General features: G+C 65.0%; 24 protein-coding genes. All 24 read right to left on the bottom strand.

Annotated features, from left to right (window positions below; translation table 11 throughout):
* Positions 1-20 precede the first annotated feature (20 nt).
* A complete protein-coding gene (gene rplO / locus OB895_RS16060) occupies positions 21-647 on the bottom strand; it encodes a 50S ribosomal protein L15 (protein WP_079113390.1) in 627 nt (208 codons plus the stop codon).
* Positions 647-832: a 50S ribosomal protein L30 gene (gene rpmD / locus OB895_RS16055; protein WP_042538783.1), complete on the bottom strand. Its 186-nt coding sequence runs from the start codon at positions 830-832 to the stop codon at positions 647-649. Before rpmD ends, rplO begins: the two co-directional genes overlap by 1 nt.
* Positions 832-1,506 carry a 30S ribosomal protein S5 gene (gene rpsE, locus OB895_RS16050; RefSeq protein WP_052492887.1) on the bottom strand — a complete coding sequence of 225 codons (675 nt, stop codon included), beginning with the start codon at positions 1,504-1,506 and terminating at the stop codon, positions 832-834. Before rpsE ends, rpmD begins: the two co-directional genes overlap by 1 nt.
* A gap of 20 nt (positions 1,507-1,526) precedes the next feature.
* Positions 1,527-1,886 (bottom strand): 50S ribosomal protein L18, encoded by a 360-nt coding sequence (gene rplR / locus OB895_RS16045; protein WP_042538778.1) that lies wholly within the window; start codon positions 1,884-1,886, stop codon positions 1,527-1,529.
* Positions 1,887-1,888: 2 nt separating this feature from the next.
* Positions 1,889-2,425, bottom strand: a complete 537-nt coding sequence (rplF, locus tag OB895_RS16040) for a 50S ribosomal protein L6 (protein WP_042538776.1) — start codon at positions 2,423-2,425, stop codon at positions 1,889-1,891.
* A gap of 6 nt (positions 2,426-2,431) precedes the next feature.
* The gene (rpsH, locus tag OB895_RS16035; protein ID WP_042538774.1) at positions 2,432-2,830 is read right to left on the bottom strand and encodes a 30S ribosomal protein S8; all 399 of its coding nucleotides are present in this window, start codon (positions 2,828-2,830) and stop codon (positions 2,432-2,434) included.
* A gap of 120 nt (positions 2,831-2,950) precedes the next feature.
* A complete protein-coding gene (gene rplE / locus OB895_RS16030) occupies positions 2,951-3,541 on the bottom strand; it encodes a 50S ribosomal protein L5 (RefSeq protein WP_042538772.1) in 591 nt (196 codons plus the stop codon).
* Positions 3,541-3,900 (bottom strand): 50S ribosomal protein L24, encoded by a 360-nt coding sequence (gene rplX / locus OB895_RS16025; RefSeq protein WP_042538767.1) that lies wholly within the window; start codon positions 3,898-3,900, stop codon positions 3,541-3,543. The genes rplE and rplX overlap by 1 nt, the downstream gene beginning before the upstream one ends.
* Positions 3,901-3,903: 3 nt before the next feature.
* The gene (gene rplN, locus OB895_RS16020; protein WP_042538766.1) at positions 3,904-4,272 is read right to left on the bottom strand and encodes a 50S ribosomal protein L14; all 369 of its coding nucleotides are present in this window, start codon (positions 4,270-4,272) and stop codon (positions 3,904-3,906) included.
* Positions 4,269-4,586: a 30S ribosomal protein S17 gene (gene rpsQ / locus OB895_RS16015; RefSeq protein WP_042538763.1), complete on the bottom strand. Its 318-nt coding sequence runs from the start codon at positions 4,584-4,586 to the stop codon at positions 4,269-4,271. Before rpsQ ends, rplN begins: the two co-directional genes overlap by 4 nt.
* On the bottom strand, positions 4,586-4,903 hold the full coding sequence (gene rpmC, locus OB895_RS16010) for a 50S ribosomal protein L29 (RefSeq protein WP_017829202.1): 318 nt from the start codon (positions 4,901-4,903) through the stop codon (positions 4,586-4,588). Before rpmC ends, rpsQ begins: the two co-directional genes overlap by 1 nt.
* Complete coding sequence (gene rplP / locus OB895_RS16005) at positions 4,903-5,322, bottom strand: 50S ribosomal protein L16 (protein WP_042538761.1); 420 nt, start codon at positions 5,320-5,322, stop codon at positions 4,903-4,905. Before rplP ends, rpmC begins: the two co-directional genes overlap by 1 nt.
* Entirely contained in the window at positions 5,322-6,077 is a 756-nt protein-coding gene (gene rpsC / locus OB895_RS16000; RefSeq protein ID WP_042538759.1) for a 30S ribosomal protein S3, read from the bottom strand. The genes rplP and rpsC overlap by 1 nt, the downstream gene beginning before the upstream one ends.
* The gene (gene rplV / locus OB895_RS15995; protein ID WP_042538756.1) at positions 6,077-6,475 is read right to left on the bottom strand and encodes a 50S ribosomal protein L22; all 399 of its coding nucleotides are present in this window, start codon (positions 6,473-6,475) and stop codon (positions 6,077-6,079) included. Before rplV ends, rpsC begins: the two co-directional genes overlap by 1 nt.
* Before the next feature lie 25 nt (positions 6,476-6,500).
* Positions 6,501-6,782 carry a 30S ribosomal protein S19 gene (rpsS, locus tag OB895_RS15990; protein ID WP_017829205.1) on the bottom strand — a complete coding sequence of 94 codons (282 nt, stop codon included), beginning with the start codon at positions 6,780-6,782 and terminating at the stop codon, positions 6,501-6,503.
* Positions 6,783-6,794: 12 nt separating this feature from the next.
* Positions 6,795-7,634 (bottom strand): 50S ribosomal protein L2, encoded by an 840-nt coding sequence (rplB, locus tag OB895_RS15985; RefSeq protein ID WP_042538755.1) that lies wholly within the window; start codon positions 7,632-7,634, stop codon positions 6,795-6,797.
* A gap of 20 nt (positions 7,635-7,654) precedes the next feature.
* A complete protein-coding gene (gene rplW / locus OB895_RS15980) occupies positions 7,655-7,978 on the bottom strand; it encodes a 50S ribosomal protein L23 (protein ID WP_042538754.1) in 324 nt (107 codons plus the stop codon).
* Entirely contained in the window at positions 7,975-8,637 is a 663-nt protein-coding gene (gene rplD, locus OB895_RS15975; protein WP_042538752.1) for a 50S ribosomal protein L4, read from the bottom strand. The genes rplW and rplD overlap by 4 nt, the downstream gene beginning before the upstream one ends.
* Before the next feature lie 2 nt (positions 8,638-8,639).
* Positions 8,640-9,299 carry a 50S ribosomal protein L3 gene (gene rplC, locus OB895_RS15970; protein WP_042538750.1) on the bottom strand — a complete coding sequence of 220 codons (660 nt, stop codon included), beginning with the start codon at positions 9,297-9,299 and terminating at the stop codon, positions 8,640-8,642.
* 8 nt (positions 9,300-9,307) lie between these two features.
* A complete protein-coding gene (gene rpsJ, locus OB895_RS15965; RefSeq protein WP_005050520.1) occupies positions 9,308-9,616 on the bottom strand; it encodes a 30S ribosomal protein S10 in 309 nt (102 codons plus the stop codon).
* Positions 9,617-10,477: 861 nt separating this feature from the next.
* Entirely contained in the window at positions 10,478-10,690 is a 213-nt protein-coding gene (locus OB895_RS15960; protein ID WP_042538748.1) for a hypothetical protein, read from the bottom strand.
* Between the two features lie 99 nt (positions 10,691-10,789).
* A complete protein-coding gene (locus OB895_RS15955; RefSeq protein WP_376708817.1) occupies positions 10,790-11,749 on the bottom strand; it encodes a M23 family metallopeptidase in 960 nt (319 codons plus the stop codon).
* 38 nt (positions 11,750-11,787) lie between these two features.
* Positions 11,788-12,294, bottom strand: a complete 507-nt coding sequence (locus OB895_RS15950) for a hypothetical protein (RefSeq protein ID WP_311878149.1) — start codon at positions 12,292-12,294, stop codon at positions 11,788-11,790.
* Positions 12,295-12,372: 78 nt separating this feature from the next.
* Entirely contained in the window at positions 12,373-13,806 is a 1,434-nt protein-coding gene (locus OB895_RS15945) for a sugar transferase (RefSeq protein WP_311878148.1), read from the bottom strand.
* Positions 13,807-13,839: the final 33 nt, after the last annotated feature.

Genomic DNA, 13,839 nt, shown 5'->3' with positions numbered 1-13,839 from the left:
CGACCCCTCTCATGAAGTGGTTACTTGACGGATCCGCCGGCCGCCACGATCTTCTGCTCGGCAGAACCCGAGACCTTGTCGACCGCTACGGTGAGCTTCACGGCGATGTCGCCGTTTCCGAGAACCTTGACCTTCTCGTTCTTGCGAACGGCACCCTTGGCGACCAGGTCGCCGATGGTGACGTCGCCACCCTTGGGGTACAGCTCCGCGAGCTTCTCCAGGTTCACGACCTGGTACTCGACGCGGAACGGGTTCTTGAACCCGCGCAGCTTCGGGGTGCGCATGTGCAGCGGCATCTGCCCACCCTCGAATCCGACGCGAACGGTGTTGCGAGCCCTCGTACCCTTGGTACCGCGACCCGCGGTCTTGCCCTTGGAGCCCTCACCGCGACCGACACGGGTCTTCGCGGTGTTGGATCCGGGAACCGGACGCAGGTGGTGCACCTTCAGCACGCCGGGGCGGGATGCCGGAGCATCCTTCTTCGGCGCAGCCTTCTTGGCAGCGGGCTTCTTGACGGCGTCGGCCTTTGCCGAAGACGCCTTTGCAGGTGCCTTCTTGGCGGCGGGCTTCTTCTCGGCTGCGGCCTTGGGAGCGGCAGCCTTCTTCGGGGCCTTCTCGGCCTCGACGGCTTCGTTCTTCTCAGCCATTAGTCGATCTCCTCAACCTTGACGAGGTGGGCGACGGTCTTGACGTAACCGCGCGTCTGCGCGTCGTCGGGGCGAACGGTGCTGTCACCGATGCGCTTCAGACCGAGGCTGCGCAGCGTGTCACGCTGGTTCTGCTTCTCGCTCACCTTGGATTTGACCTGCGTGACCTTCAGGCGCGCAGCCATCAGGCACCTACCTTCTGTGCGGCGATGGCGTCAGCCTCCGCACGGACAAGACGCGCGGGTGCGACCTGGTCGAACTCGAGGCCACGACGTGCGGCGACCGCACGGGGCTCCTCGAGCATCTTCAGGGCCGTCACCGTCGCGTGCACGATGTTGATCGTGTTCGACGAGCCGAGCGACTTCGACAGCACGTCGTGGATGCCGGCGCACTCGAGCACGGCGCGGACGGGACCACCGGCGATGACACCGGTACCGGCAGCGGCCGGACGGAGCAGGACGACGCCTGCTGCGGCCTCACCCTGCACAGGGTGCGGGATGGTGCTGCCGACGCGCGGCACGCGGAAGAAGTTGCGCTTGGCCTCTTCGACACCCTTGGCGATCGCCAGGGGGACCTCGCGAGCCTTGCCGTAGCCGACGCCCACCAGACCGTTGCCGTCACCGACGACCACGAGAGCGGTGAAGCTGAAGCGACGACCACCCTTCACGACCTTCGAGACGCGGTTGATGGTGACCACGCGCTCGAGGAACTGGTTGTCCCCACGGTCGCGGGAGTTGCGGTCACGGCCACCCTGGTTGCGGTCACCACGGCCACCGCCGCGGCGGTTGTCGCGCTGAGACGGCTCTGCCTGCGTGGTGCCGGTGGCAGTCTCGGAAGTGGCAGCTGCCGCTTCGGTCACTTCGTTCTCCTTGTTGTCACTCACAGTGCCAGACCCCCTTCGCGGGCGCCGTCGGCGATGGCGGCGACACGACCGGCGTAGCGGTTGCCGCCACGGTCGAACACTGCCTCGGAAACGCCGGCAGACTTCGCACGCTCGGCGAGAAGCTCGCCGACCTTGCGGGCCTTGGCGGTCTTGTCACCCTCGAGCGAGCGCAGGTCGGTCTCGAGCGTCGATGCCGACGCCACGGTGTGACCCTTGCTGTCGTCGACAAGCTGCACGAAGACGTGGCGAGCCGAGCGGTTGACGACGAGACGCGGACGCGACTCGGTGCCGACGACCTTCTTGCGAAGGCGGGCATGACGACGCGCGCGGGCGTCAGACTTTGACTTGAGAGCCATGGTTACTTACCACTCTTTCCGGCCTTGCGACGCACGATCTCGCCGGCGTAGCGCACACCCTTGCCCTTGTACGGCTCGGGCTTGCGGATCTTGCGGATGTTCGCAGCTGCCTCGCCGACAGCCTGCTTGTCGATACCACTGACCGTGAGCTTGTTGGTGCCCTCGACCGTGAGCGTGATACCGGCGGGCGGGTCGATGAGGACCGGGTGCGAGAAGCCGAGGGCGAACTCGACCGAGCTGCCCTTCTGTGCCACTCGGTAACCGGTTCCGACGACCTCGAGACCCTTGGTGTAGCCCTGGGTCACGCCGATGATGTTGTTGTTGATGAGCGTGCGGGTCAGGCCGTGAAGCGACCGGGACTCGCGCTCGTCGTCGGGACGGGTGACGAGAACCTGGTTCTCCTCGACCGCGACCTCGATGGGCTTGGCGACCGTCAGGGTGAGCTCACCCTTGGGGCCCTTCACCGCGACCTCACGGCCGTCGACCGAGATGGTCACGCCCGCGGGAACGTCGATGGGAAGTCGTCCAATACGCGACATTTTCGATTACCACACGTAGGCGAGAACTTCTCCGCCCACGCCCTTCTGCTCTGCCTGACGGTCAGTGAGAAGACCGGAGGAGGTGGACAGGATGGCCACGCCGAGTCCGCCGAGGACCCTGGGCAGCTCGGTGGACTTCGCGTACACGCGGAGGCCGGGCTTCGACACGCGCTTGATGCCCGCGATCGAACGCTCACGGTTGGGACCGTACTTCAGCTGCAGGGTGAGGTTCGTGCCGACGCGAGCGTCAGTCGTCTCCCATCCGGCGATGTAACCCTCCTGCTGGAGGATCTCGGCGATGTGCGTCTTGAGCTTGCTCGACGGCAGGGTCACGGAGTCGTGATGCGCCGAGTTCGCGTTGCGCAGACGGGTCAGCAGATCTGCGACCGGGTCTGTCATTGTCATTGTTGTTTTCCTTTGTTCATGAGGTTCCGGCTGCCGTTACACGACAGACGGCCTGCGATGACACGCAATCTTCAATTGTACGGGATCGGGCGGGGCGCTGTGCGCCCCGCCCGAAACCGCTTACGCCTTGGCGTCTTCCGTACGGAAGGGGAAGCCGAGGTGACGCAGAAGCGCGCGACCTTCGTCGTCCGTCTTCGCGGTGGTGACGACAGTGATGTCGAAACCGCGAACCCGGTCGATCTTGTCCTGATCGATCTCGTGGAACACGCTCTGCTCCTGGAGACCGAAGGTGTAGTTGCCGTTCCCGTCGAACTGCTTGCCCGACAGACCGCGGAAGTCGCGGATGCGGGGCAGAGCGAGCGAGACGAGACGGTCCAGGAACTCCCATGCACGGTCACCGCGGAGGGTGACGTGTGCGCCGATGGCCTGGCCCTCGCGCAGCTTGAACTGCGCGATCGACTTGCGAGCCTTCGTGACGAGCGGCTTCTGACCGGTGATCTTGGTGAGATCGTCGATCGCGCCGTCGATCACCTTGCTGTCGCGGGCCGCTTCACCGACACCGGTGTTCACGACGACCTTGACCAGACCGGGGATCTGCATCACGTTGGTGTAGCCGAACTCATCCTGCAGCTTCTGCTGGATCTCGGCCTTGTACTTCGCCTTCAGGCGGGGCTGGATCTTGCCAGCCACCGCAGCGTCGGTGGTTGCCATCAGAGGTCCTTACCTGACTTCTTCGCGTACCGCACACGAACGGTGCGCTTGACGCCGTCCTTGGTCTGCTCCTCGACCCGGTGGCCGACCTTGGTCGGCTTCTTGGTCGAGGGGTCGACGAGTGCGACGTTCGAGATGTGGATGGAGGCCTCGACAGTCTCGAGGCCGCCCGTCTTGGTGCCACGCTGCGTCTGACCGACGCGCGTGTGCTTGGTGACGTAGTTCACGCCTTCGACGATGATGCGGTTCTTGTCGGCCAGGATCTCGAGGACCTTGCCCTGCTTGCCGCGATCTCCGCCACGCTCCTGCGTCGCTCCGGTGATGACCTGAACCAGGTCACCTTTCTTGATCTTCGCCATGACTTAAATAACCTCCGGCGCCAGCGAGACGATCTTCATGAACTTCTTGTCACGAAGCTCGCGACCGACCGGTCCGAAGATACGGGTGCCGCGGGGCTCCCCGTCGTTCTTCAGGATCACGGCGGCGTTCTCGTCGAACTTGATGTACGAGCCGTCGGGACGACGCGTGGACTTGACCGTACGGACGATGACGGCCTTGACCACATCGCCCTTCTTGACGTTTCCGCCCGGGATCGCGTCCTTGACGGTCGCGATGATCGTGTCACCGAGACCGGCGTAACGACGGCGCGAGCCGCCGAGCACACGGATGGTGAGCAGTTCCTTCGCGCCGGTGTTGTCGGCGACCTTGAGGCGGGATTCCTGCTGGATCACTTGGCCTTCTCCAGAATCTCAACCAGACGCCAGCGCTTCGTGGCGCTGAGCGGGCGGGTCTCGTTGATCAGGACGAGGTCGCCGATGCCGGCGGAGTTCGCCTCATCGTGCGCCTTGACCTTCGAGGTGCGGCGGATGACCTTGCCGTAAAGCGGGTGCTTCACGCGGTCCTCGACCTCGACCACGATGGTCTTGTCCATCTTGTCGCTGATGACGTAGCCACGACGCGACTTGCGGTACCCACGGGCATCCGCATCGCGAACATCGTGTGCTGCGTGCTCAGCCTCGACGGCAGCTTCCTTCTTGGTGGCCATCACTCAGCCTCTTCCTTCACGGCGTCGTCGGCGGAGTCCGCCTTCTTCGCCTTCGACTTGGTCGCCTTCTTGGCCGGAGCCTCGACGGGAGCGGGCGTCGCACGGATGCCCAGCTCACGTTCGCGGATCACGGTGTAGAGACGCGCGATGTCGCGCTTGACGGCGCGGATGCGGCCGTGGCTCTCCAGCTGGCCGGTGGCCGACTGGAAACGGAGGTTGAACAGCTCCTCCTTGGCCTTACGCAGCTCCTCAACGAGGCGCTGGTCTTCGAACGTGTCGAGCTCTGCCGGAGCGAGCTCCTTGGTGCCGATCGCCATTACGCGTCGCCCTCCTCGCGCTTGATGATGCGTGCCTTGAGAGGCAGCTTGTGAATGGCACGGGTGAGTGCCTCGCGAGCGAGTTCTTCGCTCACGCCTGAGACCTCGAAGAGGACGCGACCCGGCTTGACGTTGGCGACCCACCACTCGGGGGAACCCTTACCGGAACCCATGCGGGTCTCGGCAGGCTTCTTCGTGAGGGGACGGTCGGGGTAGATGTTGATCCACACCTTGCCGCCACGCTTGATGTGACGCGTGACCGCGATACGAGCGGACTCGATCTGACGGTTCGTCACGTAGGCAGGCGTGAGCGCCTGGATCCCGTAGTCGCCGAAGGAGACCTTCGTGCCACCAGTCGCCTGGCCGCTGCGACCGGGGTGGTGCTGCTTACGGAACTTGACCTTGCGGGGAATAAGCATCAGGCAGACGCTCCTTCTGCGACAGGGGCCTCGTTGCGCGGCGCGCGGCGGCGGTCGCCACCACGGTCGTCACGACGGGACTTCGGTGCGTTGGCCTGCTCGCGAGCAAGCTCCTTGTTGGTCAGGTCACCCTTGTAGATCCAGACCTTCACGCCGATGCGGCCGAAGGTGGTCTTCGCCTCGTAGAAGCCGTAGTCGATGTTCGCGCGCAGCGTGTGCAGCGGCACACGACCCTCGCGGTAGAACTCCGAGCGGCTCATCTCGGCGCCGCCGAGGCGGCCGGAGACCTGGATGCGGATGCCCTTGGCGCCAGCGCGCTGAGCGCCCTGGAGACCCTTGCGCATCGCACGACGGAACGCCACGCGAGCAGAGAGCTGCTCGGCGATGCCCTGTGCGACGAGCTGAGCGTCAGCCTCGGGGTTCTTGACCTCGAGGATGTTCAGCTGGATCTGCTTGCCCGAGAGCTTCTCGAGGTCGCCGCGGATGCGCTCGGCCTCGGCGCCACGACGACCGATCACGATGCCCGGACGGGCGGTGTGGATGTCGACGCGGACGCGGTCACGGGTGCGCTCGATCTCGATGTTCGAGACACCGGCGCGGTCGAGCTGCGTCTTCAGCAGGTTGCGGATCTTGATGTCCTCGGCGACGTAGTCGGCGTAACGCTGACCCGGCTTCGTCGAGTCCGAGAACCAACGCGACACGTGGTCCGTGGTGATGCCGAGGCGGAAGCCGTACGGGTTTACTTTCTGTCCCATTACTTGCTCGCCTTCTTGTTGCTGTCGCTTGCAGCGGCCGGGGCCGCCTCAGGCGTCGAGAGCACGACCGTGATGTGGCTCGTGCGCTTCTTGATCTGGAAAGCGCGACCCTGTGCACGGGGGCGGAAACGCTTGAGCGTCGTGCCCTCGTCTACGTAGGCGTTAGCCACGTACAGGTCCTGCTCGTCGAGGTACTCGCCGTCACGATCCGCCTTGACCTGCGCGTTGGCCATGGCCGACGCGACAAGCTTGTAGATCGGCTCACTGGCGCTCTGCTGTGCGAACTTCAGGATCGCCAGAGCCTCCTGGGCCTGCTTGCCCTTGATGAGCGCGACGACACGACGAGCCTTCTGAGGGGTCACGCGGATGTGTCGCACGCGTGCGATGGACTCCACCATTTCTCTCTCCTCTATCGCCACCGCGTCAGCGGCGGCGGCCCTTCTTGTCGTCCTTCTCGTGGCCGCGGAAGGTGCGGGTGGGCGCAAACTCGCCCAGTTTGTGGCCGACCATGGTCTCGGAGACAAACACAGGAATGTGCTTGCGACCGTCGTGGACCGCGATCGTGTGACCCAGCATGGCCGGGATGATCATGGACCGGCGAGACCAGGTCTTGATGACGTTCTTGGTGCCGGCTTCGTTCTGCACGACCACCTTGCGAAGCAGGTGATCGTCGACGAAGGGGCCCTTCTTAAGACTGCGAGGCATCTTCTCTTACTCCTACTTACGCTTCTTGCCGGCGTTACGACGACGCACGATGTACTTGTCGCTTTCCTTGTTGGCGTGACGGGTGCGACCCTCAGCCTGGCCCCACGGGGAGACGGGGTGACGTCCACCGGACGTCTTGCCCTCACCACCACCGTGCGGGTGGTCGACCGGGTTCATCGCGACACCACGGACGGTCGGGCGGACGCCCTTCCAACGCATGCGGCCGGCCTTGCCCCAGTTGATGTTCGACTGCTCGGCGTTGCCGACCTCGCCGATGGTCGCGCGGCAGCGCGAGTCGACGTTGCGGATCTCGCCCGAGGGCAGACGCAGCTGGGCGAAGTTGCCATCCTTGGCGACGAGACGGACGGATGCACCGGCCGAACGTGCCATCTTCGCGCCGCCACCGGGACGGAGCTCGATCGCGTGGATGACGGTACCCGTCGGGATGTTCTTCAGCGGGAGGTTGTTACCCGGCTTGATGTCGGCACCAGCGCCCGACTCGATGACGTCGCCCTGCTTCAGCTTCGCCGGCGCGAGGATGTAGCGCTTCTCGCCGTCGAAGTAGTGCAGCAGCGCGATGCGAGCCGTGCGGTTGGGGTCGTACTCGATGTGAGCGACACGGGCGTCCACGCCGTCCTTGTCATTGCGACGGAAGTCGATGACGCGGTACTGGCGCTTGTGGCCACCACCGATGTGACGGGTCGTGATGCGGCCCTGGTTGTTGCGACCACCGGTCTTCGAGAGCGGGCGCAGCAGCGACTTCTCCGGCGTCGATCGGGTGATCTCGGCGAAGTCAGCCACCGACGAGCCGCGACGGCCCGGGGTCGTGGGCTTGTACTTGCGAATAGCCATTATTGTCCTTATCCCCCGGATCAGCCGATTGCCGTGAAGATGTCGATGGTGCCCGACTTCAGGGTCACGATGGCACGCTTGGTGTCCTTGCGCTTGCCTGCGCCGAAGCGGGTGCGACGAGCCTTGCCGACGCGGTTGAGGGTGTTGACCCCAGCGACCTTGACGCCGAAGATCTTCTCGATGGCGAGCTTGATCTCGGTCTTCGAAGCGCGCGGGTCCACGAGGAAGGTGTACTTACCCTCGTCGATGAGACCGTAGCTCTTCTCGGACACGACCGGCTTCAGGATGATGTCGCGCGGGTCCTTGTTCAGGGCCGTCTGGAGAACAGCTGCCTGCTCGCTCATGCGGAGACCTCCTGGTTGGCGCCGGACTTGGAGGCGATGAAGCCCTCGAGCGCGGCCTGGGTGAAGACGATGTCGTCGGAGACGAGCACGTCGTAGGCGTTGAGCTGGTCGAACGTCAGTACGTGCAGGTTCGACAGGTTGCGGATGCTCTTCAGCGTCACGTCGTCGTTGCGCTCGATCACGACGAGCACGTTCTTCGACGAGACGACGTTGGTGAGGAAGTTCACCGCGGTCTTGGTCGAAGGCGTGCCGTTGATGCCGAAGGTCTCGATGGCGTGGATGCGGTCGCCGCGGAAGCGGTCGCTGAGCGCACCCAGGAGGGCGGCCGCGATCATCTTCTTGGGCGTGCGCTGCGAGTAGTCGCGCGGCTTGGGGCCGTGCACGATTCCACCGCCGGTCATGTGCGGCGCGCGGATCGAGCCCTGACGGGCGTTACCCGTGCCCTTCTGCTTGAAGGGCTTGCGGCCGGCACCCGAGACCTCACCGCGACGCTTGGTCGAGTGGGTTCCCTGGCGAGCCGCCGCGAGCTGCGCGACGACGACCTGGTGGATGAGCGGGATGTTCGTCTTGGCGTCGAACAGCGCGGCGGGAAGCTCGATCGAGCCAGCCTTCTTGCCGTCTGCGTTGAGGACGTCAAGCGCGAGAGTGGAGTCAGCCATGATCAGGCACCCTTCACTGCGTTGCGGACGTAGACGATACGGCCACGAGCACCGGGGACGGCGCCCTTGACGAGCAGCAGACCCTTCTCGATGTCGATGGCGTGCACCGTGAGGTTGAGGACGGTCACGCGCTCGCCACCCATACGGCCGGCCATGCGCATGCCCTTGAAGACGCGGCTCGGGGTCGACGATGCGCCGATGGAGCCGGGCTTGCGGTGGTTGCGGTGCGAACCGTGCGAAGCCGAGACGCCCTTGAAGTTGTGACGCTTCATGACACCGGCGAAGCCCTTGCCCTTGCTCGTGCCGACGACGTCGACGAGCTGGCCTGCTTCGAAGGTGCCGTCGACCGTGAGCTCCTGGCCCGGCGTGTAGTCGCCGGCATCCGCGGTGCGGATCTCGGTGACGTGACGACGCGGCGTGACGCCGGCGGCCTCGAAGTGGGCGGTCAGCGGCTTGTTCACCTTGCGCGGGTCGATCTGGCCGTAGGCGATCTGAACGGCGTTGTAGCCGTCCTTCTCGGGCGTACGGATCTGCGTGACCACGTTCGAGGCGAGCTCGATGACGGTGACGGGAACGAGCTTGCCGCTCTCGTTCCAGACCTGGGTCATACCGAGCTTGGTGCCCAGCATGCCCTTGGAAATCTTGGAGTTGATATCAACCATGTCCGACCTCAGAGCTTGATCTCGATGTTGACATCGGCAGGCAGGTCGAGACGCATCAGCGAGTCGACAGCCTTGGGCGTCGGGTCGATGATGTCGATCAGACGCTTGTGGGTGCGCATCTCGAAGTGCTCGCGGCTGTCCTTGTACTTGTGGGGCGACCGGATGACGCACACGACGTTCTTCTCGGTCGGCAGGGGCACGGGGCCGACGACCGTTGCGCCCGCGCGGGTCACTGTGTCGACGATCTTGCGTGCGGACGTGTCGATGACCTCGTGGTCATACGACTTCAGGCGAATGCGGATCTTCTGTCCCGCCATTGTCTGCTCTCTCTCTTTAAGCGTCTTACCGACCTGGGCCGGGTGACCCAGGGGCATTGGACGCACGTCGGCGCTGTTCGCGCCTCGGCACTCAGACGGCTCTCGCGAGTCGATCTGCTGCACCACTGTTCTGCTGTCATCCCGCACGCCTCGCAGCGAGCGGGTGTCCGACCTCCGCCGCGCACGGCGAAGCCCTCGTGATGAAGATGTCGGGATCGTTCTGCCACCCGCGGCCTAGGTCCCTGCGCGTCTGCGCCGCCTATGCACTGTCGTGATGGTGATCCGGCCACGCTGAGCGCGCCGGAATGTCGAACCTGTCTATTCTGCCACGGCCGATTTCACTTGCGCAAACCCGGGCGTGTCGCATTCGCTGTGCATCCGCTGGACTCGTCCGTCCGGGGTCGGATCGACGTGCCCGCGATGCCCCGAGCGATCGTCAGAAAGGCGGTGAGAGCGGGGCGAGGCATCCCCATGCCTCGCCCCGCTTGGGGAGGGCGTTCAGTGCGAGGGGGCACACCGAACGCGAGGAGCCCGGCGTGAAGGGACGCCGGGATCCTCGACCGAGGGCGCGGCGAAGCGACCGCCGCGCGGGCGGGATGACGTCTGAGCGCACAGAGTGCGCGCGTCGCACGATGATCCCCAAAATCGTTATCCCCAGTTTGACGCGGCGAACCGCGTGAGTGCGGGAGGTCGAACCCCTTCGACATCCCTGATCGCAAGTTCCCCAGGCGATCGTCATCCATTCTAAGGGGACGCTGTCGTGAAACGCGATACCGCCGGGCGGAATACTTGGTGCCGGATGCAGAAGAGCGGCGACTCCCCCGATGGAGGAGTCGCCGCTCTCGGTCTCAGTCGAGAGTCCTATTCGTTGCCGACAGCCTTGTCGGCGGTGTCGCGGATCTCGTCGATCTTGTCGGCGGCCCCGGGCGCGATCTTCTTGGCGAAGTCGGCGACGCCGTCGAGGACCTTGTCGCTGATGTCCTCGGCCTGCTCGCTCTTCACTGCCTCGGCGATCTTGTCCTTGTTCTGCTCGTACAGATCTTTGCCCTTGTTGACGGTCTCATCGATACCCATTGCGGGCCCCCTTGCATCCGTTCTGATGCGCCGGGTCCCCGACGCACGTTCATTCTGCACGCAACGGGTTTCCGGTGGAAGTATTTCGGTACTGATCTCTTACGAGACCCAGTAGTTCTTCTTCACCGTCACCTGCTGGATCCGAAGCCCACCGTTCAGAGCGCGAACTTCAGCGAACAGACGAATCGGCCCGGAGAGCGAGTACGGAAGAGAATAATCACCGTATGTAGGAGAGTTCCTGGTCGTGGCGATGGTCCCGTGGATCTCGAGTGCGGGTTGAGGAGCGACGTTTGTGACGCCTCCACTCGCGTTGAGCGTTTCCGCGACCACTCGTACCTGAAAGCCTCTCGTAACTCCACTCGCGGTGAAGTAGATCGTGAGGTCGCCGGTTTCTTTCACTGTTGCGCTGCTGTGAGCAAGCCAGTACAGGTCTGCGGCGACTGGCACCCGAGTCCAGACTCCGACTGGCACGATGGCATTCCACGAATAGGTGCTGGACTGATGAATAGGCACGGGATCCTCCGGTTGGGCGTAGTTCTCGAAGTCGACCGAGTTGGTGAATCCCAGCTGCAGCGGCGTGCCGCCGATCCAGAGGGAGACGTGGACATGGGGGCCATAGCCCGACTCGCTTCCGAAGCCTGATGCCCCCGAGTAGGCGATCACCTGTCCGCGGGCGACGCGCGCACCCAAGGGCACTGTGCTCGACTGCAGGTGCAGATAGCGGATGTAGTTGCCGTCGTCGGTTCGGAGCGCCAGATACCGTCCGGTCGCGGTCGTCGTGGAGTCCTTCCGATCCACGATCACGCCGTTCGCCGCCGCCCGGATCTGTGTGCCGGTGATGACCGCATAGTCGGTGCCAGGCTCGCCGGAGGGTGGATTACGGTTCTTGTGTCCTTGCCAGGAGCTCGATATGGGGACGCTGCCGCATGGCCGAAGATAGGTTCCTGCCGCGGTCGCGCTGAGCCCCGGCGAGAACAGGTCCCACCCGACGGCGGAGGCCCCGAACGCCGCACCGGCAGCGATTAGCATCACGCGCCGCGAGAAGATCGGCTGCGGCACGTGTCTCGTCGAGGGTTCTATGTCCCCCGCGTCACACACTAGCGATCGCCGCCTTCGTTCTCGCCGCGGATCAGGTTCTCGATCTGCTCTTCCGGGAGCGGCTCGAGCGACGCCGACGACATGCCGAGCTCGGGCGCGGCGAGCGAGCCGCCGATCGTGCACTGGGCCTGCGCCTCGAGCCCAGATGCCTGCGCCGGAACCAGCACGAGCCACTCGGGCGAGACCAGCCGCTGCTCGATGCGGGTGTCCTCGATGGTGAAGGCGACGTCGGCCGGGAACGCCGAGAGCGTCGCATCGATGCAGATCTGCGCCAGCTCCGCGCCGGCGAACCCGCCGTAGTCGCCAGCCGGAGTCTGCGTCGGTTCCGGGGCGGCCGAGGGCTCGGAGGTGGGTTCTGCGACGGACGGCGTGGGATCAGGAGTCGTGGCCGTCGAGGTCGGCGCCGGGCTCGACGCGCCTGGCAGCACGGCGCAGCCCGAGACGCCACCGATGAGGACGACGGCCAGAGCACTCGCGGCGACACACCGGGCAAGGGGGGATCTCATGATTTTGAATGTACCCAGCGCCGCGCCCGAGCCGTGGATGCGACGCGGACAGTCGCCGGGAATCTTCGCGACTCCGGTTCAGTGCGCGGTGGCGCCGGGGGCGACCACTGTGCGGACGGTGCGGAACAGGATGATGAGGTCCTGCATGAGCGACCAGTTCTCGACGTAGTAGAGGTCGAGGCGGATGGTCTCCTCCCACGAGAGCGAGGAGCGTCCGCTCACCTGCCACAGCCCGCTCATGCCGGGCTTGACGAGCAGCCGGCGATGCGCGAAGTCATCATAGAGCGCGACCTCGGAAGCCCGCTGGGGCCGCGGTCCCACGAGGCTCATGTGCCCGAGGAACACGTTGACCAGCTGGGGCAGCTCGTCGATGGAGTGTCTGCGGAAGAAGCGTCCGACCCTGGTGATGCGCGGGTCGTCGTTGATCTTGAACAGCGGCGTGCCGGCGTCGCCCTGCAGGTCGAGAAGGGTCGCGAGTTGGTCGTCGGCGTCGGCCACCATCGACCGGAACTTCAGCATGCCGAAGGTGCGCCCGCCGCGGCCGATCCGCTCCTGATGGAAGAAGATGGCGCCAGGCCCGTCGACTCGGATCGCGACGGCCGCGATGAGGAAGACCGGCGAAAGAACAGCAAGGAGCAACGATGATCCGACGATGTCAAAGGCGCGCTTAAGGAAGCGCTTCGCCCCTTCCATGCGCGGGAAATCCACATGGACGAGAGGAAGACCGGCGACGGGGGTCGCATGCATGCGGGGCCCGGCGATATCCGTCAGCACCGGAGCCATGATGAGTTGGATGTCTCGGTCGGAGACGGAGTACCCGAGGCGGCGCATCGTCAGCGGGTCGAGGTCGTCGGATCCGACAATGATCAGCGCGTCGAAGCGCACCTCATCGAGCACCCTTTCGACGTTGGCGATGTCGCCGAGCACTTCGAAGCCCGAGATGTCAGCAGCGGAGGTGTTCTCGGTGATCACTCCGAGGATCTCGTACCCGCTGCTCTTCGCCCGCCGGATCTCGCGACCCACGAGGGCGACCTTGGACGGCTCGCCGATCACCACCGCTCTGTGCAGATACTGTCCGGTCTTCTGCCGCCCACGCAGCCACTGTCGGCACATCCACCGCGACAGCAGCAGAAGGACCAGGCCGAGGGGGAAGACGACCGCGACGAGGGCGCGGGAGAGCTCCATCCCGAGGAAGAAGGCGACGGCGACCGTGACCGCGAATACGCCGATCGACGCGTTGAAGATGCGTCGATATTCGTCCGCTCCGTGTCCCACGGTGTGGCGGTCCCGCGAATCCGCCACATCCAGGGCGATCAGCCAGAGGAAGCCGATCGCAGCGAGGACCACGAGGTAGGACACTCGGGGGCCGCCGGGCCAGGAGACGCCGGTCAACAGTCCGGGAAGCACGATGATCGCGGCGACGATCAGCGTGAGCAGCACGACCACGACGTCGTTGTAGAACAGACGGCTCGCGTAGAGCCGGGTCCATGCTGCACGCCGCGTCTTCTTCACGCGAACCTGGGCGGTGCTCGTCGACTCACGCGG

The sequence above is a fragment of the Microbacterium forte genome (assembly GCF_031885415.1).
GTDB classification, from domain to species: Bacteria; Actinomycetota; Actinomycetes; order Actinomycetales; family Microbacteriaceae; genus Microbacterium; species Microbacterium forte.
This window is presented reverse-complemented; position numbering and strand designations above follow the sequence as displayed.